We start from the raw sequence: 19428 nt of genomic DNA, 5'->3' as shown, positions 1-19428 counted from the left end.
GTCAGCGACGTGGTCTGGGCGTAGGCGCGTGGATGGAGCGAGCAGGGGTCAAACGGGTGGGTGCTACAAAAAAAGTAGCTGCTTGCGCCCACTGTACAAGGGCTGGCGGCTGATTTATGCCAAAAGCAGGGCCCACGAATGTCGTGAGGCGCCGCAGGCACATATAAATCAGACTGACCAGTGTTGTCATCAGAGGGCTACCCGTTAAAGGACTTGATCTCGACTGGATCCGCATGCAGCCTGTTGTTCATGACTTGGGCTGCACACATGGTATTCCGTAGTGTTGTTCGCAAAACGTCGACTCTTCTACCGTGCAAAGACGCTCGCCGCGAGGTGCCTGGCACTCGTCGCTTGCGGGCAATTGCCGGCGTGGGCATCGACCTTCCAGCAAGGCTGCTTGTTTGCCTTTTCAGGGCCGGGGACTTGCGTGGACTAAACTCCAGACAAATCAACCACTTACAGCGCATCGCTAGTGAAACACATTATAGGGTCAGCAAAGGGCTTGGCAAGGAAACCCGGGAAAACACCGGTATGGCCGCCCGCAGCCGTGTCCGCGTCCACCCCGGCACCATCCAATCCCCAGGCGGCGGCCCCGGCTGCGCCGCAGGCCACGCTGGTGACGGTAGATGAAGACTATGCGGGCCAGCGCCTCGACAATTTCCTGATCCGCCAACTCAAGGGCGTGCCCAAAACCCATGTCTACCGCATCATCCGAAGCGGTGAAGTGAGGGTTAACAAGGGCCGGGCGCAGGCCGATACGCGGGTGGAGACCGGCGACATCGTGCGCCTGCCGCCGGTTCGCACCTCTGAGCGGGCCGGGCAAAAGGCCGAGGCCATGGCCCAGGAAATCGCCCGCCACGGCGCGAGTTCGACCACGGGCGGCTATGCCCCGTCCCGCGAATTCCCGATTCTTTTTGAGGACGACTTTGTGCTGGCTATCGACAAACCGGCCGGTGTGGCGGTGCACGGTGGCAGCGGCGTGAGCTTCGGCGTGATCGAACAGCTGCGCATGGCCAGGCCCGAGGCTGACTTTCTGGAGCTGGTGCACCGGCTGGACCGCGAAACCAGCGGCATCTTGCTGATCGCCAAGCGGCGCATGGCGCTCAAGCTGCTGCAGGAGCAGTTCCGGGAGCGTGAAACCGACAAGGTCTATCTGGCCCTCGTCGGAGGCGACTGGCCGGCCAATCACCGCGTGATCGACAAAGCGTTGCACAAGTATTTGTTGCCCGATGGCGAGCGGCGTGTGAAAGTGGTGCCCAACGATCACCCCGACGGCATGCGCTCGGTGACGCTGGTCAAGGTCAAGTCGGCTTTTCCCGCCAGTCTGCTGGCGCCCGCAACGCCCTTTACCTTGCTCGAAGTCACGATCAAGACCGGCCGCACCCACCAGATCCGCGTGCACCTGTCTAATGAAGGTCATCCGATTGCCGGCGACGACAAGTATGGCGACTTTGAACTGAACCGGGCGCTGCAGAGGTCCGCCCCGGGCACGGTATCGCTCAAACGCATGTTTCTGCACGCCTGGAGCCTGAAATTTAACCACCCCAAACTGCGCAAGGTCGTGCACCTGCAGGCGCCTTTGCCGCCTGAACTGCAACAGTTTTTACCGGCGCAGGTTTCTACATGATTCGCGGGGGCCCTGAAGCGCTTGGCTCAAACAGCGCAGCCAAGCCGATACGGGGAAAGTTCAGCGGCCTGGCCGCAACAGTGCTGATGTTTGTTTTTGCCGGTCCTGCCCTGTACGGTGTGGCGTATTACCTGGTGGCAGGTGAGCTTGGGCGCGGCGAATTCCGGTGGAGCGAAGTGCCCTCGGTCATCTTTTGGCCGTTTTTGACGGAGTTCATGTTCTGGGTGTCGTGGGGAAATATTGAAACGATGCTTCTGTTTCCGCTCCCCACCCTTTTGGCGGCCGCGGTTTTTTGGCTGTTGAACAGACGGATGGTGCCTTCCCTGAACGCCGTGTCTGCATTTCGTTTTGTTGTTTCCAGGTCGGCAATCTGCCTGGTGGTTTGTGTGTGCGCTTTTGTGGCCTTGAATCCGGGGACAGTGACACAAGGATGGGATGCGCTGTATTTTTACAATCCCCACAACCGGCATCCGTTCGACGACTCAGGGTGGGGGTTTCTTGAAAACTATGGACCGCTGTTCCATTTGACGGTGCTCGGCCTGGCAAGCGTCTTGTTGGGCGCAATTTACGGGTTCTCGTCGTGGTGGTTCCGTAAAAACCGGAACAACTGACGCCTGCATTTCAACGTTTGTCCATGTGCGCGCATAGCCGGACCTTCCCTAAGACAATATCTCCATGCAAACCCGAAATTTCGACCTGATCGCTTTCGATTGGGATGGCACGCTGTTTGATTCGACCAAAATCATCGTGCGCTGTATCCAGGCCGCGGTGCGTGATGTGGGCGGCACGGTCCCCACCGACAAGGAAGCCGGCTACGTCATCGGCCTGGGCCTCATGCAGGCGCTGGCTCACGCAGCGCCTGATGTGCCGCCTGAAAAGTATCCCCAACTGGGCGAGCGCTACCGCCATCACTATGCTGCGCATTACGACGACCTGAGCCTGTTTGAGGGCGTGCTTCCCCTGCTTGACGCCTTGAAAGCGCGCGGCCACCTGCTCGCGGTGGCCACCGGCAAGTCGCGCCGCGGCCTTGACGAAGTACTGCGCACCGTAGAGCTCAAGGGCGTGTTCGACGGATCCCGCACGGCTGACGAGACGGCAGGCAAGCCCGATCCGCGCATGCTGCATGAGCTCATGGCGGAGTTCGGTATTCCCGCGGGGCGCGTGCTGATGGTGGGTGACACCACCCATGACCTCCAGATGGCGGTCAATGCTGCTTGTGCCAGTGTGGGAGTGAGTTATGGCGCGCATGAGCCGGACACATTTACCGATCTGTCGCCGCGCCATGTCGCGCATTCGGTGCAGGAACTGCACGACTGGCTGCTGGCCAACGGGTAGTCTTTCGATGACGTCCACGGACCCCCGGCAAGCTTTGTGCAATAGCCGCGACCTGCTTGAAGGCGGGTTGGCAGTGCCGTTCGATGTCATTTATGCCGGGCAGACCTGCCGTGCCTTTGCGGTCCGTTACGAAGGAAGAGTCCACGCGTATCTCAATCGCTGCACCCATGTCGCGATGGAGCTGGACTGGCAACCCAACCGGGTGTTTGATGCCGGGGGGCGGTGGCTGTTATGCGCCAGCCATGGCGCCGTTTACCGTCCGGATACCGGCCTGTGCGCCGGCGGGCCTTGCCAGGGAGGGCTGGTCAAAATCGAGCTTTCTGAAATCGAAGGGGTTGTTTATTGGCATTCTGCTTACAACCTTAAACCGCTACAGTTCTAATACCTCTCTAAACTATCGCCCATGAACGATCCCCATCGCCCCGACCCTCCCATGGACTCTGATTCGCTGCGCGAATCAGATTTCCGGCCTAACCAGCCGGAATCCCTTCCGCCTTATTCCCAGGCCAAAAAGTCCGCCGTTGATCCTTCCGCCACCCCCGGCTGGGAGCGCGCGACGCTTGAGAAACTGGCTTTTGCTGCGCTGAACGAGCAAAAAGCGACGCGGCGCTGGAAAACCTTTGTGCGCCTGTCCTGGCTGGCATTTTTTATCGCCCTGGTGTGGATGGCACTACATCGCGGCACGCCTGCCAGCGATGCGACTGTTCCGCACACGGCCGTGGTGGAAATCAAGGGTGAAATCGCCGCGGGCGCCGACGCCAGCGCCGAGTTCGTCAACGCGGCGCTGCGTGCCGCCTTTGAAGACGAAGGCGCCAAGGCGGTCGTGCTGCTGATCAATTCGCCCGGCGGCAGCCCGGTGCAGGCCGGCATGATGAACGACGAAATCCTGCGCCTGAAGGCCAAGCACAAGAAGCCGGTTTACGCTGTGGTCGAAGAAACCTGTGCCTCGGCCGCTTATTACATCGCCGTCTCGGCCGACAAGATTTACGTCGACAAGGCCAGTATTGTGGGCAGCATCGGTGTGCTGATGGATGGTTTTGGCTTCACAGGCTTGATGGACAAACTGGGCGTGGAGCGCCGCTTGCTGACGGCCGGCGAAAACAAGGGATTTCTTGATCCGTTCAGCCCGCAAAGCGAAAAACAAAAGGTCTTTGCACAGGCCATGCTGGACCAGATCCACCAGCAGTTCATCGCGGTGGTCAAAGCCGGCCGCGGTAAACGCCTGAAGGAAACGCCCGAGATGTTCAGCGGCCTGTTCTGGAGCGGCCAGCAGGCGGTGGAACTGGGCCTGGCCGATCAGCTAGGCAACCTGGAGTATGTGGCCCGAGAAGTGGTCAAGACCGACGAGATCATTGACTACACCCGTCGCGACAATGTGGCCGAACGGCTGGCCAAGAAGTTTGGCGCGGCGATGGGCGAGGGTGCCATGAAGGCCTTCAAGGCGATCCCGGCGCTTCGCTAGGGCGACTTGAGAAGGCGATGGCCTTTGTCAAAAAGCCCGCTTCGCGCGGGCTCTTTTGTTCGTGTCTGGCGCTTTAGCGGCCGATACAGAAGACGGTTGGCAATTCCAGTGGCGCCTGGAGCTTGTCGCGTTTCCAGCCGCTGACCTGCGCGCTGCGGGACCAGCCTTTGGTCATTGTCAGGCCGCAGCTCAGCGCCAGCCGGGTGTTGCCCTGCAGCGTTTGCAGCAGTGACTGGAACAAGGCCGCGTTGCGATAGGGTGTTTCGATGAAGAGCTGGGTCTGGCCGGATTTGAGCGCCAGGGATTCCAGTTCCCGGATGCGCTGGACGCGCTCGGCCGGTGCCTGCGGCAAATACCCGGCAAACGCAAAATGCTGGCCGTTCAGGCCGCTCGCTGCCAGCGCCAGCATCAGCGACATCGGGCCCGTCAGCGGCACAACCTCCAGCCCCAGGTCATGGGCGGCGCGTACCACGGAGGATCCGGGATCGGCAATGGCAGGCATGCCGGCTTCGCTGACCAGGCCCATGTCGCGGCCTTCCACGGCCGCCATCAACAGGGGGCGCGCGTCGAAGTTGCCGGTATGGTCGCCTTTTTTGTGAACCTCCCGTGGCAGCTCCTGGATTTGCTGCGACTGCAGCGGCGCGCTGAGCGGCTGCAGCGCGTCGATACGCTTGAGGTAGGCGCGCGTGCTTTTGGCGTTTTCGCAGATCCAGCAGGAGAGCCTGGCGGCGATTTGCACGGTGCCCAGCGGCATGACATCCTGCAGAGGGGCAAGGTCGTCGCAGCCGAAGTCGAGCGGCGCGGGCACCAGGTAAAGTTTCCCTTTCGCTGCGCCGCTCATGGCTGGCTCCCGTAGGCTGAAAGCAGCCTCACGCCTGCGGCTTCGATGAGCCTGCAGGTGCGGATCAGCGGCAAGCCGATCAGCGCAGTCGGGTCGTCGTTGTCGATCGATTCAAGCAGTGCAATGCCGAGGCCTTCGCTTTTGGCGCTGCCCGCGCAATCGTACGGTTGCTCGGTGCGCAGGTAGTTTTCAATTTCGTCATCCGTCAGCGCGCGGAATTTCACCCTCACTGCGGCCAGGCTTTGCGCTTCATAGCCGCTGTCCAGGCACACGACGGCCACAGCCGTCTGAAAAATGACGGTTTGCCCTCGCATCCTGCGGAGCTGGGCGACGGCTTTTTCGTGGGTGCCCGGCTTGCCGAGCGGCTGGCCGTCGAGGTCGGCGACCTGGTCGGAACCGATGACAACCGCGCCGGGAAATGCCGCAGCAACAGCCCGGGCCTTGGCCAGGGCCAGCCGCTCGGCCAGGGGGCCAGGGAGCTCGCCGGCATGGGGCGTTTCGTCCACGTCGGGCGCGACCACCTCAAACGGGATATGCAGCCGCTGCAGCAATTCCCGGCGATAGCGGGAGGTCGAACCCAAAATCAGGGGGCGGTCTTGTCCGGTGTGTCCGGAGATTGCGGCGAGGTCGGGGGCGGGGTTCATGCCTTGATTCTCTTACACTGCACTCATGTCCAGATCCCTGCAGCCCAACCGACTCAACATGACCGCTTTCGCCCAGGATGGCGTAGCGCTTTCCGAGACTACTTTGCTACGAAATATGGAGCGCCTTGCGCACGAAGCGCAAGGGCTACAGGCCGATTCGGCGGTGAAATGGCAGGCGGTCGGCGAGCTACGCCCGCGCCCGGGCGCTGAAGACGACGTATGGTTGCATCTGACGGCCGAGGCCGTGGTGCCTTTGACCTGCCAGCGCTGCATGGGTGTGGTTGCCACACCTGTAGAGGTCGACCAGTGGTACCGCTTTGTGGCCAATGAAGACATCGCCATGGCCGAGGACGACCAGTCTGAAGAAGACTTGCTGGTGATGGCGCCCCAGTTCGATTTGCTCGCTGTGCTGGAAGATGAATTGCTGATGGCCCTGCCGCTGGTGCCCATGCATGAGGTGTGCCCTGTCGCGCCCAAACTGCAGGCGGGCGACCTTGGTGACAATGCAGATTCGGTGGGCGAGGTTGGTGAAAAACCCAATCCCTTTGCGGTTCTGGCGCAGCTTAAAGCAAAAAAGTAGTAATTTAGAATTACTTATTTCTCAGGTAAAACTCCTAGATTTGTCGGCATTTCACCAGTCGCGGGTTGAGGTGATGAAATTTGTCTCGCATCGAGCTATAATCAAAGGCTTCGCGTACCAATGCGGTGAATACGGTTACATGGCGTTTAGACCGCCTTGGGCCGATATTCAGGTCCAGCTGTCTGAACTCGGATTTTGGTGCGTAATTTACCAACCTTACACCCCATCAGGAGCGGATCATGGCCGTCCAGCAGAACAAAAAGTCACCTTCGAAGCGCGGCATGCACCGCTCGCACAACGCACTCACCGTGCCAGGCATTGCCGTGGAATCCACCACCGGCGAAACCCACCTGCGCCACCACATCAGCCCTACCGGTTTTTACCGTGGCCGCAAGGTGCTGAAAACCAAATCCGAAGCGTAATTCCACGCTTTGAGCATGGGCCCGCACTCATCCTGCGGGCCTTTCTTTTGCCTGAATTCCACTCTCTCTTGACTGCACCGGTCGCCCCATGATCAGGATCGCTGTCGATGCCATGGGCGGCGATATCGGCCCAGCCGTTACGCTCCCGGCCAGCCTGGCATTTCTGGATGGCCATCCGGATGCTGCTGTGGTGCTGGTCGGCCAGCCTGAAGTCCTCGCGGGGCACCCGTTGTACCCCCGCCTTCAGGTCCATCCGCGCTGCCAGATCGTTCCGGCCAGCGAGATCGTCACCATGGACGATCCCATCGAGATCGCCTTGCGGCGCAAGAAGAACTCCTCGATGCGGGTCGCGATGAACCAGGTCAAGGATGGTGTGGCCCAAGCGGCCGTATCGGCCGGCAATACCGGCGCCTTGATGGCCATTGCCCGCTACGTCCTCAAAACCCTGGAGGGCATAGACCGTCCGGCCATTGCTACCCAGCTGCCCAATGCCTTGGGTGGCGCCACCACGGTGCTGGACCTGGGTGCCAATGTCGATTGCACCGAAGATCACCTGCTGCAGTTTGCCGTGATGGGATCCGCCCTGGTGGCAGCCATCACCAGCAACCCCACGCCCAGTGTCGGCCTGCTCAATATTGGCGAAGAAGCGATAAAAGGCAGTGAAATTATCAAAAAAGCCGGTGAGTTGTTGCGTTCTGCGTCTAATTCCGGTGATTTGAATTTTTACGGGAATGTCGAAGGTAACGATATTTTCAAGGGAACGACCGATATCGTCGTCTGTGACGGTTTTGTGGGCAACGTCGCGCTCAAGGCTAGTGAAGGTCTTGCAAGCATGATCGGGGGCTTCATAAAGGCTGAGTTTTCCCGCAATATCTTGACAAAAATTGCGGCCATCATTGCCTATCCGGTGCTAACTGCGTTTAAAAATCGAGTTGACCACAGGCGGTACAACGGCGCCGCCTTGCTCGGTCTGCAAGGCCTGGTTTTCAAAAGCCACGGCTCAGCGGACGCCTTTGCTTTTGAGACGGCGCTGAATCGGGCTTATGATGCGGCTCGGAACAATTTGCTTGAGAGAGTGCGCGAACGCATAGCCCATGCGGCCCCTTTGCTGGTGGCAGCGCAGGCGGCGCCCCCTGCTGATGCGCCCGTCGACACCCCTTCAATGTCAGTTGACTCAGCAGTCTCAACACCGGCCACTTATTAATGACCCGTTACTCACGCATCACCGGCACCGGTAGTTATTTGCCGCCGCGCCGACTGACCAATGCCGAACTGGCCGCCGACCTGGCGACCCGGGGTGTGGAAACCTCCGATGAATGGATTGTGGAGCGCACCGGCATCCGGGCCCGCCACTTTGCCGCGTCCGACGTGACCAGCAGCGATCTGGGTGTAGAAGCCGCCAAAAATGCACTGCAGGCTGCGGGTCTGCAGGCTGCGGACATCGACCTCATCATCGTGGCGACCTCGACCCCGGACATGGTGTTTCCCTCGGCGGCCTGCATTTTGCAGAACAAACTGGGCATCGCCGGTTGCCCGGCCTTTGACGTGCAAGCTGTGTGCAGCGGATTCGTCTATGCATTGACCGTGGCTGACGCCATGATCCGCACCGGTTCGGCCAGCAAGGCGCTGGTGATCGGTGCGGAAGTGTTCTCGCGCATCCTGGACTTTTCAGACCGGACCACCTGTGTGCTTTTTGGCGACGGCGCCGGCGCCGTGGTGCTCGAGGCCTCGGACACGCCCGGCATTCTTGCCAGCGACCTGCATGCCGACGGCAAGCATGTCGGCATCCTGTGTGTGCCGGGCAATGTCTCGGGTGGTCAGATCCTGGGCGACCCCTTGCTCAAGATGGATGGCCAAGCCGTGTTCAAGCTGGCTGTGGGCGTGCTCGAAAGCGCCGCGCGCGCTACGCTGGCAAAAGCCAACATGACCGATGCCGACATCGACTGGCTGATTCCACACCAGGCCAACATCCGCATCATGCAGAGCACGGCCAAAAAACTGAAGATGCCGCTCGAGAAGCTGATTGTCACCGTCGACCAGCATGGAAACACCTCCGCGGCTTCTATCCCGCTCGCGCTGGATGTGGCCGTGCGCAGCGGCAAGATCCAAAAAGGCGACACCCTCATGCTCGAAGGCGTGGGCGGCGGCTTTACCTGGGGTGCGGTGCTTCTCAACTATTGAGTGGCTCCCACCCATCTGCCAGGCTTTCACAGACAGGTGGGCATTTGAATTTCAGACCGTCCGGTGCATGGGATCGCCTTGCAGCAGCCTTGCTGGTGCTGGCTTTTGCCTTGGCTGGATGGAAAATCCTGCAGCGCCCACCGGCCACCCCTTTTGCGGCATTGGCGGCCAGCCCTTCGGCTGGTGCCGTCAAATCCGTGCCACGCACCGGCTTGTCGGCGCAGCAGATTTCGCCGGACGGCCGCTTTCGTTTTGATGCGCAATTTGTCTCATCTTCTCCCGGCCAGGCCGTGCATGCGGCCTCCCTCGTGGAGTTGCGTGATGGCCGCTTGCGCGCGGTCTGGTTTTCGGGCTCGCGCGAAGGCGCGGGGGATGTCACCATCCAGACCGCAGTGATGGACCCCGCCAGCCTGCGCTGGAGCGCAGAAAGCACGTTGTTCAACCGTCAAACACTTCAGCAGGGCCTGTGGCGCTATGTCAAGAAACTGGGCAATCCGGTGATTGCTCGCGCGCCCGATGGCTCACTCTGCCTGTGGATGGTCAACGTTTCATTGGGCGGATGGGCGGGCAGCTCCATCAGCTGGGCGCGTTCCACGGATGAAGGCGCGACCTGGAGCATGCCACGCCGCCTGGTGACGTCGCCCTTCCTAAACATCAGTACGCTGGTCAAAGGAGCACCCGTCAGCTTTGAAAGCGGCGAGACCGGCTTGCCGGTGTACCACGAGTTCGTCACCAAATTCGGCGAAGTCCTGCGCATCAACGCTCTGGGCCAGGTCATCGACAAAGTTCGCGTTCCCGGTAGCCGCACCGGTTTGCAGCCGGTGGTGCTGGTTTCGGGGCCAGAGAAGGCGCAGGTCTATATGCGCTCAGGCAATGCCACGGCGCTGATGGTTTCAGATACCACGGATGCCGGCAAGACCTGGTCGCGCGCGTCTGCAAGCATCTGGCCCAATCCGGACTCCGCTGTGGCCGGCGTCGTGACGAACATCGGCACGCAATGGCTGGCCCTGAACCCGGCGCCCCGAAATCGCGAAATGCTGGCCTTGCTGAAAACAGAGGCGGGCGGCTCGTTTGATGGGGTGGCGCCATGGATCGTGGAGTCGTCCGCCAATCCGCAGTCGCGCACGTCCCTCATTGACTATGAGCGCCTGCTGACTCAGGAGCTCAAAGCCCGCGGCGCGAGCGACGGCGAAGCCCAGTCCTATGTAGCCAGTGCCAGGCGCCAGTTGTGCGGCGACCAGAGCTGCTCCCAGGAATTTTCTTATCCTTACTTGCTGCAAACCCGCGACGGCTACCTGCATCTCGTCTATACCTGGCATCGCACGCGCATCAAGCACGTGCGGCTGGACCCCCTGCAAACCCTCCAGGCCGCGCAAGCGGCGACCGGCCATGCTTCCTCCGGCAAATGATCTGATCGCCTTGCTCGGCATTGATCTGGCGCTCAGCGCCGGCTGTCTGCGGCTGCTGGGCTGGCGGCGTGGCGTCGGGCCGTGGGGCAAGTTTGCTACTGCTGCGGTGTTTGTACTTCTGTGGTGCCCGGTGGGGCCGGCCCGTTTACCGCTCGTGGCCTATGTGCGCGGCATCAGCTCGGACCTGAGCATTTCTTTGGTAGCACTCGCCTGCCTGGGCATGTACCAGCGCCTGTCGGGCGTCCGCTTGACGGATACCCGCGAGTGCATGCTGGTGAGTGTTGTCCTGGCTGTGGGCGCATTGTTCTTGTACCCGCTGGCCCTGGGCTGGGGTGACTGGGATGCCTACCGGCTCGGCTGGGGTTCGCCAGTTCTCTGGGCGGCGCTTCTGGCGCTGTCGCTGGCATGCTGGGCCAGCGGATTTCGTTTGCTGCCCGTGCTGATCGCTCTGGCTTTACTGGCCTGGGCTGCGGGGTCGCTGGAGTCCACCAATTTGTGGGACTACCTGATAGACCCCTGGCTGGCCGTTGCGGCTATCTATCAGTGCGTCAAATCGGCTGTCGGATGGGGTTTTGCAAGGCTGCGTGGTGCGCACAATGGCGCTATACCGTCGTCAGCCTGACAGACTGTGCTTCAAAAAATGACTGTTCATCTTCTTAAAATGCATGCGGATGCTTTTCGGCGACCCAAGAATTCGACCCATGGAGTAATCATTTGAAATCGTTTGCTATTGTTTTTCCCGGCCAGGGCTCGCAGTCGGTCGGCATGCTGGACGCCTGGGGCGACCATCCGGTGGTTGCGCAGACGTTGGCCGAAGCCTCCGAGGCGCTGGGCGAGGATGTCGGCCGGCTGATCAAGGACGGCCCCAAGGACGCGCTGGCGCTGACCACGAACACGCAGCCTGTCATGCTGGTCGCCGGTGTGGCGGCTTACCGTGCCTGGATGGCCGAAACCGGTACCGCGCCGGCCGCCGTCGCGGGTCACTCGCTGGGCGAATACTCTGCTCTGGTGGCCTCGGGTGTGCTGACACTCGCGCAAGCCGCGCCGTTGGTGCGCTTTCGTGCGCAGGCCATGCAGGACGCCGTACCGGTCGGCATAGGCGCGATGGCGGCCATTCTGGGCATGGAAGCCTCCAAAGTGATTGAAGGCTGTGCCGAGGCCGCGCGCAGCTTCGGGGCCAACACCACCGAAGTGGTCGAAGCCGTCAATTTCAACGATCCGATGCAGACCGTCATCGCGGGCAGCAAGGCTGCGGTTGAGAAAGCCTGCGAAGTGCTCAAGGCCAACGGTGCCAAGCGCGCCTTGCCCCTGCCGGTGTCGGCTCCCTTCCACTCCAGCCTGATGAAGCCCGCGGCCGAGAAGCTGCGCGAAAAGCTGGCCGCCGTCGAGTTCGCAGCGCCGAAAATCCCGGTCATCAACAACATCGAGGTAGCCGTCGAGACTGACGCTGACCGCATTCGCGCGGCGCTGTACGGGCAGGCTTTCGGCCCCGTGCGTTGGGTGGAATGCGTGCAGGCCATCAAGGCACGCGGCCTCACGACGCTGGTCGAGTGCGGGCCTGGCAAGGTGCTGGCCGGCATGGCCAAAAGAATCGATCCCGAATTGACGGGTGTCCCCCTGTTTGATCCCGCCTCCCTGGCGGAAGTGAAGGAGTTACTGGCATGAGCGAAGTCAAGTTTGAAGGCCAGGTCGCACTGGTCACCGGCGCATCGCGCGGTATTGGCGCGGCCATTGCGCTGGAGCTGGCCCAAAAAGGCCTCAAAGTGATAGGCACGGCGACCAGCGATGAAGGCGCGGCCAAAATCGGCCAGGCCCTTGCGGCTTTTCCGGGTTGCGCCGGCAAAAACCTGAATGTGAACGACGTTACCGCCGCCGAAGCGCTGATCGACGCCATCGTCAAGGAGCACGGTGGCCTGCAGGTGCTGGTCAACAACGCGGGCATCACACGCGACATGCTGGCAATGCGGCTCAAGGATGACGATTGGGATGCGGTGCTGGACACCAACCTCAAGGCCGTGTTCCGCATGAGCCGCGCCGTGATGCGCACCATGATGAAGCAGCGCTACGGCCGCATCATCAGCATCACATCCGTCGTTGGTGCCTCGGGCAACGCGGGCCAATCCAATTACGCGGCGGCCAAGGCCGGCGTGGCCGGCATGACGCGCGCACTGGCTCGCGAGCTCGGCTCGCGTAACATCACTGTCAATTGCGTGGCGCCAGGCTTTATCGAGACCGACATGACCGCCGGATTGCCGGAAGAGCAGCAAAAAGCACTTTTGGGGCAGATCCCGCTGGGCCATCTTGGCAAACCGCAAGACATTGCGCACGCTGTGGCCTTTGTGGCAAGTCCACAGGCGGCCTACATCACAGGCCAGGAGATTCACGTCAACGGCGGCATGTATATGTAGCTCTTGAAGCGTCAGCCCTGCAGTTTCATGAAAACAGCGGGCTGAGAGTGGTAAAACACGGGAAATCGAAGCCGGTTTTTATCCGTCCGGCGCGGTGCTTAGGGAAACGACTCTAACGCGGTAAAATCACGGATTAATTTACAACCCTCAGAGGGAACTATGAGCGATATCGAAGCACGTGTTAAGAAAATCATTGCCGAACAACTCGGCGTGGAAGAAGGCCAGGTCACCAGCGAAAAAGCCTTTGTGGCCGATCTGGGCGCTGACTCCCTTGACACCGTAGAACTGGTTATGGCTCTGGAAGACGAGTTCGGCATTGAGATTCCCGACGAAGACGCCGAGAAGATCACCACTGTCCAGAACGCGATTGACTACGCAAACACCCATCAAAAGGCTTGAGGCAAGGCTTTCGCCTGCCTCCGCCGTCATCAAGCCTGAAAAGTCATTCCAGGGCTTTTCGGGTTCTTCTCAGGATTTTTGAATGAGCCGTCGTCGTGTCGTCGTGACAGGTCTGGGTTGTGTCAGCCCGGTAGGTAATACCGTGGCTGAATCCTGGGCCAATCTGATTGCCGGTGTACCCGGAATTGATCTGATCACGCAGTTTGATGCAAGCAACTTTGCCTGCAAATTTGCCGGTGAGGTCAAAGGCTTCAATATCGCGGATTACATTCCCGAAAAAGAAGCGCGGCACATGGATCGCTTCATTCATCTGGGTCTGGCTGCAGCTTTCCAGGCGGTGGCCGACAGCGGCTTGCCGACGGGCGAGGCGCTAGACGGCGAACTGGCGACCCGCATTGGCTGCAATATCGGTTCGGGCATCGGCGGTTTGCCGATGATCGAGCAAATGCATTCCGAGCTGGTCAATCGCGGCCCGCGCCGGGTGTCTCCGTTTTTTGTACCTGCCTCGATCATCAACATGATTTCCGGGCATGTATCCATCAAATTCGGCTTTAAAGGCCCCAACGTTGCGGTCGTAACGGCCTGCACGACCGGACTTCATGCCATCGGCCTGTCGGCGCGCATGATTGAATATGGCGATTGCGACGTGATGGTGGCCGGTGGCGCTGAGTCCTGCGTCTCTCCGCTGGGCGTAGGCGGCTTTGCCGCAGCGCGTGCCCTGTCCACCCGCAACGAAGACCCGAAAACAGCATCTCGCCCTTGGGACAAGGACCGTGATGGTTTTGTGCTGGGTGAGGGCGGCGGTGTGCTGGTTCTCGAAGAGTACGAGCATGCCAAAGCGCGCGGCGCCAGAATTTATGCTGAACTGACCGGGTTCGGCATGAGCGCAGACGCATATCACATGACAGCGCCCGATGTCGACGGACCGCGCCGCTCCATGGTCATGGCGTTGAAGAACGCAGGTGTCAATGCCGACGAAGTCCAGTACCTCAACGCGCATGGCACGTCCACACCGCTGGGCGACCTGAACGAGACAAACGCCGTCAAGGCTGCGTTCGGCAGCCACGCTAAAAACATGGTGGTCAGCTCGACCAAATCCATGACGGGTCACCTTTTGGGCGGCGCCGGCGGCATTGAGTCGGTGTTTACGGTGCTTTCGCTGTATCACCAGAAAATTCCGCCGACCATCAATATCTTCAACCAGGATCCCGAGTGCGACCTGGACTACTGTGCCAATACCGCGCGTGACGCAAAAATCGAGGTTGCCGTCAAAAACAATTTCGGGTTCGGCGGCACCAACGGTACGCTGGTCTTCAAGCGCGCCTGATTTCCCGGCTCACGCACGTCCAACAGCCTGCCTTGAGCCTGCACAACGCCCCGCCGGTTGTTTATCCGCTGGGGCGTTCGCGTTTTCTGGGTACTCTTTTGTTGGGTTTATGGCTGTCCGGGCTGCTTTTAGCCATGCTCTGGTATTTCAATGGAAACCGTCAGCTGGATTGGCGCATCGGCCTGGCACTTACTGCCGCGTTAGGCGCTGGTGTGGCAGCACATATTGGTTGGCGAAATTCTCCGGCGGGCCACTTGGCATGGGATGGCGAAGTGTGGCGCTGGGAGGGCCCGGGTTACCAGGCGGGCGTTGCCGAATATGAGCTTTCAGTCCTTGCCGATTTTCAGCACTATTTACTGCTTCGGCTTGAAAATTCTGTTCACGCACGGCTGTGGCTTTGGGTGGAGCGCGGTGTCATGCCGGAGCGATGGCTGGATCTGCGCCGGGCGGTCTACTCGCCGCACAAGTCATCTTCCACCTTATCGCCGCACGATTTTCTGCCGGCAGAACCCGTGCCGGCTGTGGCAGTATCGGGGTCTATGCGCCCAGTTGAAGTCACGTCACAAAACCCATGAGCGCTGACCTGCCTCCGCCGCAACTGGAAAAAGCAACCGACAGCGATGCCATGCTGGTGGAGCGCACCGTTGCAGGCGACCAGAAGGCATATGAGCTGCTGGTCATCAAATACCAGCGGCGCATCCAGCGCCTGATAGGCCGTATGGTGCGCGATGTGGACCTGGTGGAAGATATCGCCCAGGAAACGTTCATCCGCGCCTACAGGGCCCTGGCGCAGTTCAGGGGCGAGGCCCAGTTCTACACATGGCTTTACCGGATTGCGGTGAATACCGCCAAAAAGGCCCTGATGGACCTTAAACGGGATCCAACCGTCTCTGAAAACTCCTTTAAATCGGGCCAAAGCGATGAAAGCGATGAAACTTCCCCGCTTGAAAACGAACTAACAAGCTCGGAAACGCCGGAAGCCGTGCTGGCCACCAAGGAAATTGCGGAAATCATCAATGCCGCCATGGAAGCCTTGCCTGAGGAGCTTCGCCAGGCCATTACCCTGCGTGAAATAGAAGGGCTGAGCTACGAAGAGATTTCAGAGGCGATGGATTGCCCCATCGGTACAGTGCGGTCACGTATTTTCAGGGCGCGCGAGGCAATTTCGCAGAAGGTGAAACCGTTGCTGGAAAACCAGAGCGGCAAGCGCTGGTGAAGTCGCAGCACCCAGGAGCCATCCATGAACCCACGAATCAGACCCCGTATTTTGAGCCTTTCAAAACGGCAGTTCCGCTGCCCACGAACATGATGAAACCGTCAATGCAAACCAGCGAACTCATGTCTGCCTTGGCCGATGGCCAATTGGACGGGGACGAACTTGTGGCTGCACTCGATGCCAGCCGGCGCGATGATTCAGCGGTCGCCGCCTGGGACGCCTATCACCTGATTGGCGATGCCTTGCGGTCGCCTGCGCTTCGGACCAAAGGGGCGGACATGGCCTTTTTGGCGCGCCTGAACCAGCGCCTTGCCCAGGAAACCCCGGCCGGTTCGAGTTTTCATCCTGCTGCTCCGGCTCTGGATGTTGTTCAGGTACCCGTGCAAGCAATGTCTCAACCGCATGGCGAAGCCGCCAATGACAGCGATTTCCGCTGGAAGCTGGTAGCAGGATTTGCCTCACTCGCCGCGGTGGCTGCCATTGCGTGGAATGCCTCTGGCTTGCTGGCACCCGGCTCGGCGCCGCAGCTTGCCCAGGCGCCACTGTCACAACAGGTGTTGGTTGCTTCGCCCCAAGGCCCAATGGTGCGGGATGCCCGGCTGGAGGAACTGCTGGCTGCGCACAAGCAGCTGGGGGGCACATCGGCCCTGCAGGAGCCCTCGGGCTTCTTGCGCAATGCCACCTTTGAAACGCCGCAAAATGCAGGACGCTGAGCGGGCGCCTGCTTGTCGCCGGGCTTTGGAAACTTCATGAAATTCAAGCTATTTCGCCTTCTAGCCCTTGCGGGATGTGCGCTGCCAGCTATGAATTTTGTAGCGGCACAGGTGCCGCCGCCGGCCCCTGCTGCGACGCCCATGGAATCCCGCAACATCAACGATTGGCTGATGCGCATGCACGAGGCTTCCAAAAAGCGCTCGTACATCGGCACCTTTGTCGTCTCTTCCGGTGGCGCCATGTCCAGTGCGAAGATTTGGCATGTTTGCGAGGGCGACCAGCAAATGGAGCGGGTAGAAACGCTGACGGGGGCACCGCGCTCGATTTTTCGCCATAACGACCAGGTGGTCACCTTCATGCCGGACCACAAGGTGGTTCGCAGTGAAAAGCGCGAGTCGCTGGGTATGTTCCCCCAGTTGCTGCAGTCAACCGATAACCGGATTGCCGACTATTACAAGGTCCGTCAGGAGGGTACCGAGCGTGTGGCGGGCGTCGAGGCCGATATCGTGCTGCTGGCGCCCAAAGACAATATGCGGTTTGGCTACCGGGTCTGGACAGAACAGAAGAAAGGCCTGGTCGTGAAGCTGCAGACGCTCGATACCGACGGCAAGGTCCTGGAACAGGCGGCATTTTCAGAATTGCAGCTTGATGCTCCGGTCAAAATGGACAAGCTCCTCCAGATGATGGGCAAGGTCGACGGTTACCGTGTGGAAAAGCCTGTTCTCATGAAGACCACGGCAAGCGCGGAAGGCTGGCTCCTGAAGGCGCCTGTAGCGGGCTTTAAACCCATGAGTTGCTACAAGCGGCCGGCGACGGCACTGGCGCCTGCCGGCACTGCGGCCGGTGAAGAGCCCCTGCAGTGGATTTTCTCGGATGGTTTGGCATCGGTGTCGATTTTTGTAGAACCGTTCGACCGCCAGCGCCACGGTCAGGAATCGAGCCTGTCGATGGGCGCCACCCAGACGATTACCCGGCAGCTCGACGCCTATTGGGTCACCGTGATGGGTGAAGTCCCCATGGGCACTTTGAAGCTTTTTGCGGGCGGGCTGGAGCGCAAGAAATAATATGCACTGGTGCTCCTGGTACTTTTCTCGGGGGCCACGTGCTGCAACAATTTTCTCCGGCGCCAGCCTTGGGTTGCCGCCGGGTGTGATTGCCGGATGACAACATTTATGACGAGGCTGATGATGCTTGAATTGAACTGGAAACCCCTGCGCTCCTGCCTGACGGCGGCCATCGTGGGAAGCGCTGCGGTCCTGGCGGTGCTGCCGGTCGCGCCGGTCTGGGCGCAGAACCGCACATTGCCGGATTTCACGGACCTCGTGGAGCAGGTGGGTCCTTCGGTGGTCAATATCCGCACCCTGGAGAAAGCCAAGGCAGCGGCTTCCGGAAGTGCCGACGAACAGATGCTGGAATTCTTCAAGCGCTTTGGCATACCGATCCCCCCTAATATGCCCCGCGCACCCCGGCCGGACCGCAGCCCTCAGCCTGACGAAGATCAGCCACGCGGCGTCGGGTCGGGTTTCATCCTGACGGCCGACGGCTTTGTGATGACCAACGCGCATGTAGTCGAAGGCGCCGATGAAGTCATCGTCACGTTGACCGACAAGCGCGAATTCAAAGCCAAAATCATCGGTGCGGACAAGCGCAGTGACGTTGCCGTCGTCAAGATTGAGGCGACGGGGCTGCCCGCAGTGAAGATCGGCGACATCAACCGCCTCAAGGTCGGGGAATGGGTGATGGCCATCGGCTCGCCATTTGGCCTGGAAAACACCGTGACCGCAGGTATCGTGAGTGCCAAGCAGCGGGATACCGGCGACTACCTGCCGTTTATCCAGACCGACGTGGCCATCAACCCCGGCAACTCCGGCGGGCCCCTGATCAATATGCGCGGTGAGGTGGTTGGCATCAACAGCCAAATTTATTCGCGCTCCGGCGGCTTCCAGGGCATTTCCTTTTCCATTCCCATAGATGAGGCAGCGCGCGTGTCCGATCAGCTGCGCACGAGCGGCAAGGTCACGCGGGGCCGCATCGGTGTGCAGATCGACCAGGTCACCAAAGAGGTGGCGGAATCGATTGGCCTGGGCAAGGCCCAGGGCGCGCTGGTTAGGGGTGTCGAAAGCGGCGCACCCGCAGAAAAAGCGGGCATTGAGGCCGGCGACATCATCATCAAGTTCGACGGCAAGCCGATTGAAAAATCCAGCGACCTGCCGCGCATGGTCGGCAACGTGAAGCCGGGTACCAAGGCCGTGGTGACCGTCTTCAGGCGCGGCGCGAGCAAGGACCTTTCGGTCACGATTGGTGAGGTCGAGGCAGAAAAACCCGCGCGCAAGGCTTCGGCTGGCCCCGAACCCAAGCCCCCGGTAGCGGGTGCCGCACAGGCTTTGGGTCTGGCCGTGAGTGAAGTGCCCGACGCACAGAAGAAGGAGCTGAAGGTCAAGGGTGGCGTCAAGGTGGACACCGCCGAAGGGGCTGCTGCGCGGGCCGGCCTGAAAGAAGGCGACGTGATTGTGGCGATTGCCAACTCCGAAGTCACCAGCGTCAAGGAATTTGAAGCGGCCCTTGCCAAAATCGACAAGTCCAAAGCCATCAACGTGCTGTTCCGGCGGGGCGAGTGGGCGCAATACGCGCTGATCAGGCCATCTCGCTGAAGCGCTACCTTAGATCTCTTTCTCGCAGCGTCACAGCAAGAGCCGGGAGGCTGCCATTAACCCCCATACCCTGCCGGGCTATGGGGGTTTTTGATGTCTGGCGCGGAAATTTGGTGTTTCGCAAAAATATATTTTGCGAGGAGCCGGATCTCATTTTTTGTTAGTGATTGCTCACAATGAGGTGGTCCATGGACCGTTTTCGGTAGAATATG

Annotated in this window: 22 protein-coding genes; 20 read left to right on the top strand and 2 right to left on the bottom strand. The window is 60.4% G+C overall.

Annotated elements, in window-relative coordinates; all coding sequences use genetic code 11:
* The first annotated feature begins 472 nt into the window (after positions 1 to 472).
* From AC1DU8_RS15585 to AC1DU8_RS15565, 5 genes are all read left to right on the top strand, one after another.
* Positions 473 to 1627, top strand: coding sequence for an RluA family pseudouridine synthase (locus AC1DU8_RS15585; RefSeq protein ID WP_477666232.1), 1155 nt, complete (start codon positions 473 to 475; stop codon positions 1625 to 1627).
* Positions 1624 to 2238 carry a hypothetical protein gene (locus tag AC1DU8_RS15580; RefSeq protein ID WP_477726950.1) on the top strand — a complete coding sequence of 205 codons (615 nt, stop codon included), beginning with the start codon at positions 1624 to 1626 and terminating at the stop codon, positions 2236 to 2238. The genes AC1DU8_RS15585 and AC1DU8_RS15580 overlap by 4 nt, the downstream gene beginning before the upstream one ends.
* Before the next feature lie 64 nt (positions 2239 to 2302).
* The gene (locus AC1DU8_RS15575; RefSeq protein WP_477647252.1) at positions 2303 to 2962 is read left to right on the top strand and encodes an HAD family hydrolase; all 660 of its coding nucleotides are present in this window, start codon (positions 2303 to 2305) and stop codon (positions 2960 to 2962) included.
* A gap of 7 nt (positions 2963 to 2969) precedes the next feature.
* A complete protein-coding gene (locus AC1DU8_RS15570) occupies positions 2970 to 3344 on the top strand; it encodes a Rieske (2Fe-2S) protein (protein ID WP_477726949.1) in 375 nt (124 codons plus the stop codon).
* A gap of 21 nt (positions 3345 to 3365) precedes the next feature.
* A complete protein-coding gene (locus AC1DU8_RS15565; RefSeq protein ID WP_477726948.1) occupies positions 3366 to 4424 on the top strand; it encodes a S49 family peptidase in 1059 nt (352 codons plus the stop codon).
* Between the two features lie 73 nt (positions 4425 to 4497).
* On the opposite strand, the gene AC1DU8_RS15560 is transcribed toward AC1DU8_RS15565, so the two are convergent.
* Both AC1DU8_RS15560 and AC1DU8_RS15555 read right to left on the bottom strand, forming a co-directional pair.
* A complete protein-coding gene (locus AC1DU8_RS15560; protein ID WP_457279393.1) occupies positions 4498 to 5265 on the bottom strand; it encodes an SAM-dependent methyltransferase in 768 nt (255 codons plus the stop codon).
* Positions 5262 to 5909 (bottom strand): Maf family nucleotide pyrophosphatase, encoded by a 648-nt coding sequence (locus tag AC1DU8_RS15555; protein WP_457279392.1) that lies wholly within the window; start codon positions 5907 to 5909, stop codon positions 5262 to 5264. The genes AC1DU8_RS15560 and AC1DU8_RS15555 overlap by 4 nt, the downstream gene beginning before the upstream one ends.
* A gap of 25 nt (positions 5910 to 5934) precedes the next feature.
* Here AC1DU8_RS15555 and AC1DU8_RS15550 point away from each other — a divergent pair, with 25 nt between their 5' ends.
* The 15 genes from AC1DU8_RS15550 to AC1DU8_RS15480 all read left to right on the top strand — a co-directional run bounded on the left by AC1DU8_RS15550 (position 5935) and on the right by AC1DU8_RS15480 (position 19216).
* The gene (locus AC1DU8_RS15550) at positions 5935 to 6489 is read left to right on the top strand and encodes a YceD family protein (protein ID WP_457279391.1); all 555 of its coding nucleotides are present in this window, start codon (positions 5935 to 5937) and stop codon (positions 6487 to 6489) included.
* A gap of 239 nt (positions 6490 to 6728) precedes the next feature.
* Positions 6729 to 6911: a 50S ribosomal protein L32 gene (gene rpmF, locus AC1DU8_RS15545; RefSeq protein ID WP_007873878.1), complete on the top strand. Its 183-nt coding sequence runs from the start codon at positions 6729 to 6731 to the stop codon at positions 6909 to 6911.
* Between the two features lie 88 nt (positions 6912 to 6999).
* Complete coding sequence (gene plsX, locus AC1DU8_RS15540) at positions 7000 to 8115, top strand: phosphate acyltransferase PlsX (protein ID WP_457279390.1); 1116 nt, start codon at positions 7000 to 7002, stop codon at positions 8113 to 8115.
* Positions 8115 to 9092 (top strand): beta-ketoacyl-ACP synthase III, encoded by a 978-nt coding sequence (locus AC1DU8_RS15535; protein ID WP_457279389.1) that lies wholly within the window; start codon positions 8115 to 8117, stop codon positions 9090 to 9092. Before plsX ends, AC1DU8_RS15535 begins: the two co-directional genes overlap by 1 nt.
* Positions 9093 to 9136: 44 nt before the next feature.
* Positions 9137 to 10501, top strand: coding sequence for a sialidase family protein (locus AC1DU8_RS15530; RefSeq protein ID WP_477726947.1), 1365 nt, complete (start codon positions 9137 to 9139; stop codon positions 10499 to 10501).
* On the top strand, positions 10482 to 11123 hold the full coding sequence (locus tag AC1DU8_RS15525; RefSeq protein WP_477688759.1) for a hypothetical protein: 642 nt from the start codon (positions 10482 to 10484) through the stop codon (positions 11121 to 11123). Before AC1DU8_RS15530 ends, AC1DU8_RS15525 begins: the two co-directional genes overlap by 20 nt.
* A 92-nt stretch (positions 11124 to 11215) precedes the next feature.
* A complete protein-coding gene (fabD, locus tag AC1DU8_RS15520; RefSeq protein WP_477666237.1) occupies positions 11216 to 12166 on the top strand; it encodes an ACP S-malonyltransferase in 951 nt (316 codons plus the stop codon).
* Entirely contained in the window at positions 12163 to 12909 is a 747-nt protein-coding gene (fabG, locus tag AC1DU8_RS15515) for a 3-oxoacyl-ACP reductase FabG (RefSeq protein ID WP_457279385.1), read from the top strand. The genes fabD and fabG overlap by 4 nt, the downstream gene beginning before the upstream one ends.
* A 159-nt stretch (positions 12910 to 13068) precedes the next feature.
* Positions 13069 to 13308, top strand: a complete 240-nt coding sequence (acpP, locus tag AC1DU8_RS15510) for an acyl carrier protein (RefSeq protein WP_011484542.1) — start codon at positions 13069 to 13071, stop codon at positions 13306 to 13308.
* Between the two features lie 82 nt (positions 13309 to 13390).
* Positions 13391 to 14635, top strand: a complete 1245-nt coding sequence (gene fabF, locus AC1DU8_RS15505; protein WP_457279384.1) for a beta-ketoacyl-ACP synthase II — start codon at positions 13391 to 13393, stop codon at positions 14633 to 14635.
* 32 nt (positions 14636 to 14667) lie between these two features.
* Positions 14668 to 15210, top strand: a complete 543-nt coding sequence (locus AC1DU8_RS15500) for a hypothetical protein (RefSeq protein ID WP_457279383.1) — start codon at positions 14668 to 14670, stop codon at positions 15208 to 15210.
* Positions 15207 to 15851, top strand: coding sequence for an RNA polymerase sigma factor RpoE (gene rpoE, locus AC1DU8_RS15495; RefSeq protein WP_457279382.1), 645 nt, complete (start codon positions 15207 to 15209; stop codon positions 15849 to 15851). The genes AC1DU8_RS15500 and rpoE overlap by 4 nt, the downstream gene beginning before the upstream one ends.
* A 104-nt stretch (positions 15852 to 15955) precedes the next feature.
* Entirely contained in the window at positions 15956 to 16564 is a 609-nt protein-coding gene (locus AC1DU8_RS15490) for a sigma-E factor negative regulatory protein (protein WP_457279381.1), read from the top strand.
* 36 nt (positions 16565 to 16600) lie between these two features.
* Entirely contained in the window at positions 16601 to 17629 is a 1029-nt protein-coding gene (locus AC1DU8_RS15485; RefSeq protein WP_457279380.1) for a MucB/RseB C-terminal domain-containing protein, read from the top strand.
* Between the two features lie 123 nt (positions 17630 to 17752).
* Positions 17753 to 19216: a DegQ family serine endoprotease gene (locus tag AC1DU8_RS15480; RefSeq protein ID WP_477726946.1), complete on the top strand. Its 1464-nt coding sequence runs from the start codon at positions 17753 to 17755 to the stop codon at positions 19214 to 19216.
* Positions 19217 to 19428: the final 212 nt, after the last annotated feature.

Source organism: Polaromonas sp. P3_A5, from assembly GCF_056403055.1.
The sequence above is the reverse complement of the archived record's forward strand: the minus strand, read 5'-3'. Positions and strand labels throughout refer to the sequence as shown.

Coding starts and splice junctions, on each gene's coding strand:
- AC1DU8_RS15580 (WP_477726950.1), top strand. CDS start 1,624: ATGATTCGCGGGGGCCCTGAAGCGCTTGGCTCAAACAGCGCAGCCAAG.
- AC1DU8_RS15575 (WP_477647252.1), top strand. CDS start 2,303: ATGCAAACCCGAAATTTCGACCTGATCGCTTTCGATTGGGATGGCACG.
- AC1DU8_RS15570 (WP_477726949.1), top strand. CDS start 2,970: ATGACGTCCACGGACCCCCGGCAAGCTTTGTGCAATAGCCGCGACCTG.
- AC1DU8_RS15565 (WP_477726948.1), top strand. CDS start 3,366: ATGAACGATCCCCATCGCCCCGACCCTCCCATGGACTCTGATTCGCTG.
- AC1DU8_RS15560 (WP_457279393.1), bottom strand. CDS start 5,265: ATGAGCGGCGCAGCGAAAGGGAAACTTTACCTGGTGCCCGCGCCGCTC.
- AC1DU8_RS15555 (WP_457279392.1), bottom strand. CDS start 5,909: ATGAACCCCGCCCCCGACCTCGCCGCAATCTCCGGACACACCGGACAA.
- AC1DU8_RS15550 (WP_457279391.1), top strand. CDS start 5,935: ATGTCCAGATCCCTGCAGCCCAACCGACTCAACATGACCGCTTTCGCC.
- rpmF (WP_007873878.1), top strand. CDS start 6,729: ATGGCCGTCCAGCAGAACAAAAAGTCACCTTCGAAGCGCGGCATGCAC.
- plsX (WP_457279390.1), top strand. CDS start 7,000: ATGATCAGGATCGCTGTCGATGCCATGGGCGGCGATATCGGCCCAGCC.
- AC1DU8_RS15535 (WP_457279389.1), top strand. CDS start 8,115: ATGACCCGTTACTCACGCATCACCGGCACCGGTAGTTATTTGCCGCCG.
- AC1DU8_RS15525 (WP_477688759.1), top strand. CDS start 10,482: ATGCTTCCTCCGGCAAATGATCTGATCGCCTTGCTCGGCATTGATCTG.
- fabG (WP_457279385.1), top strand. CDS start 12,163: ATGAGCGAAGTCAAGTTTGAAGGCCAGGTCGCACTGGTCACCGGCGCA.
- acpP (WP_011484542.1), top strand. CDS start 13,069: ATGAGCGATATCGAAGCACGTGTTAAGAAAATCATTGCCGAACAACTC.
- fabF (WP_457279384.1), top strand. CDS start 13,391: ATGAGCCGTCGTCGTGTCGTCGTGACAGGTCTGGGTTGTGTCAGCCCG.
- rpoE (WP_457279382.1), top strand. CDS start 15,207: ATGAGCGCTGACCTGCCTCCGCCGCAACTGGAAAAAGCAACCGACAGC.
- AC1DU8_RS15490 (WP_457279381.1), top strand. CDS start 15,956: ATGCAAACCAGCGAACTCATGTCTGCCTTGGCCGATGGCCAATTGGAC.
- AC1DU8_RS15485 (WP_457279380.1), top strand. CDS start 16,601: ATGAAATTCAAGCTATTTCGCCTTCTAGCCCTTGCGGGATGTGCGCTG.
- AC1DU8_RS15480 (WP_477726946.1), top strand. CDS start 17,753: ATGCTTGAATTGAACTGGAAACCCCTGCGCTCCTGCCTGACGGCGGCC.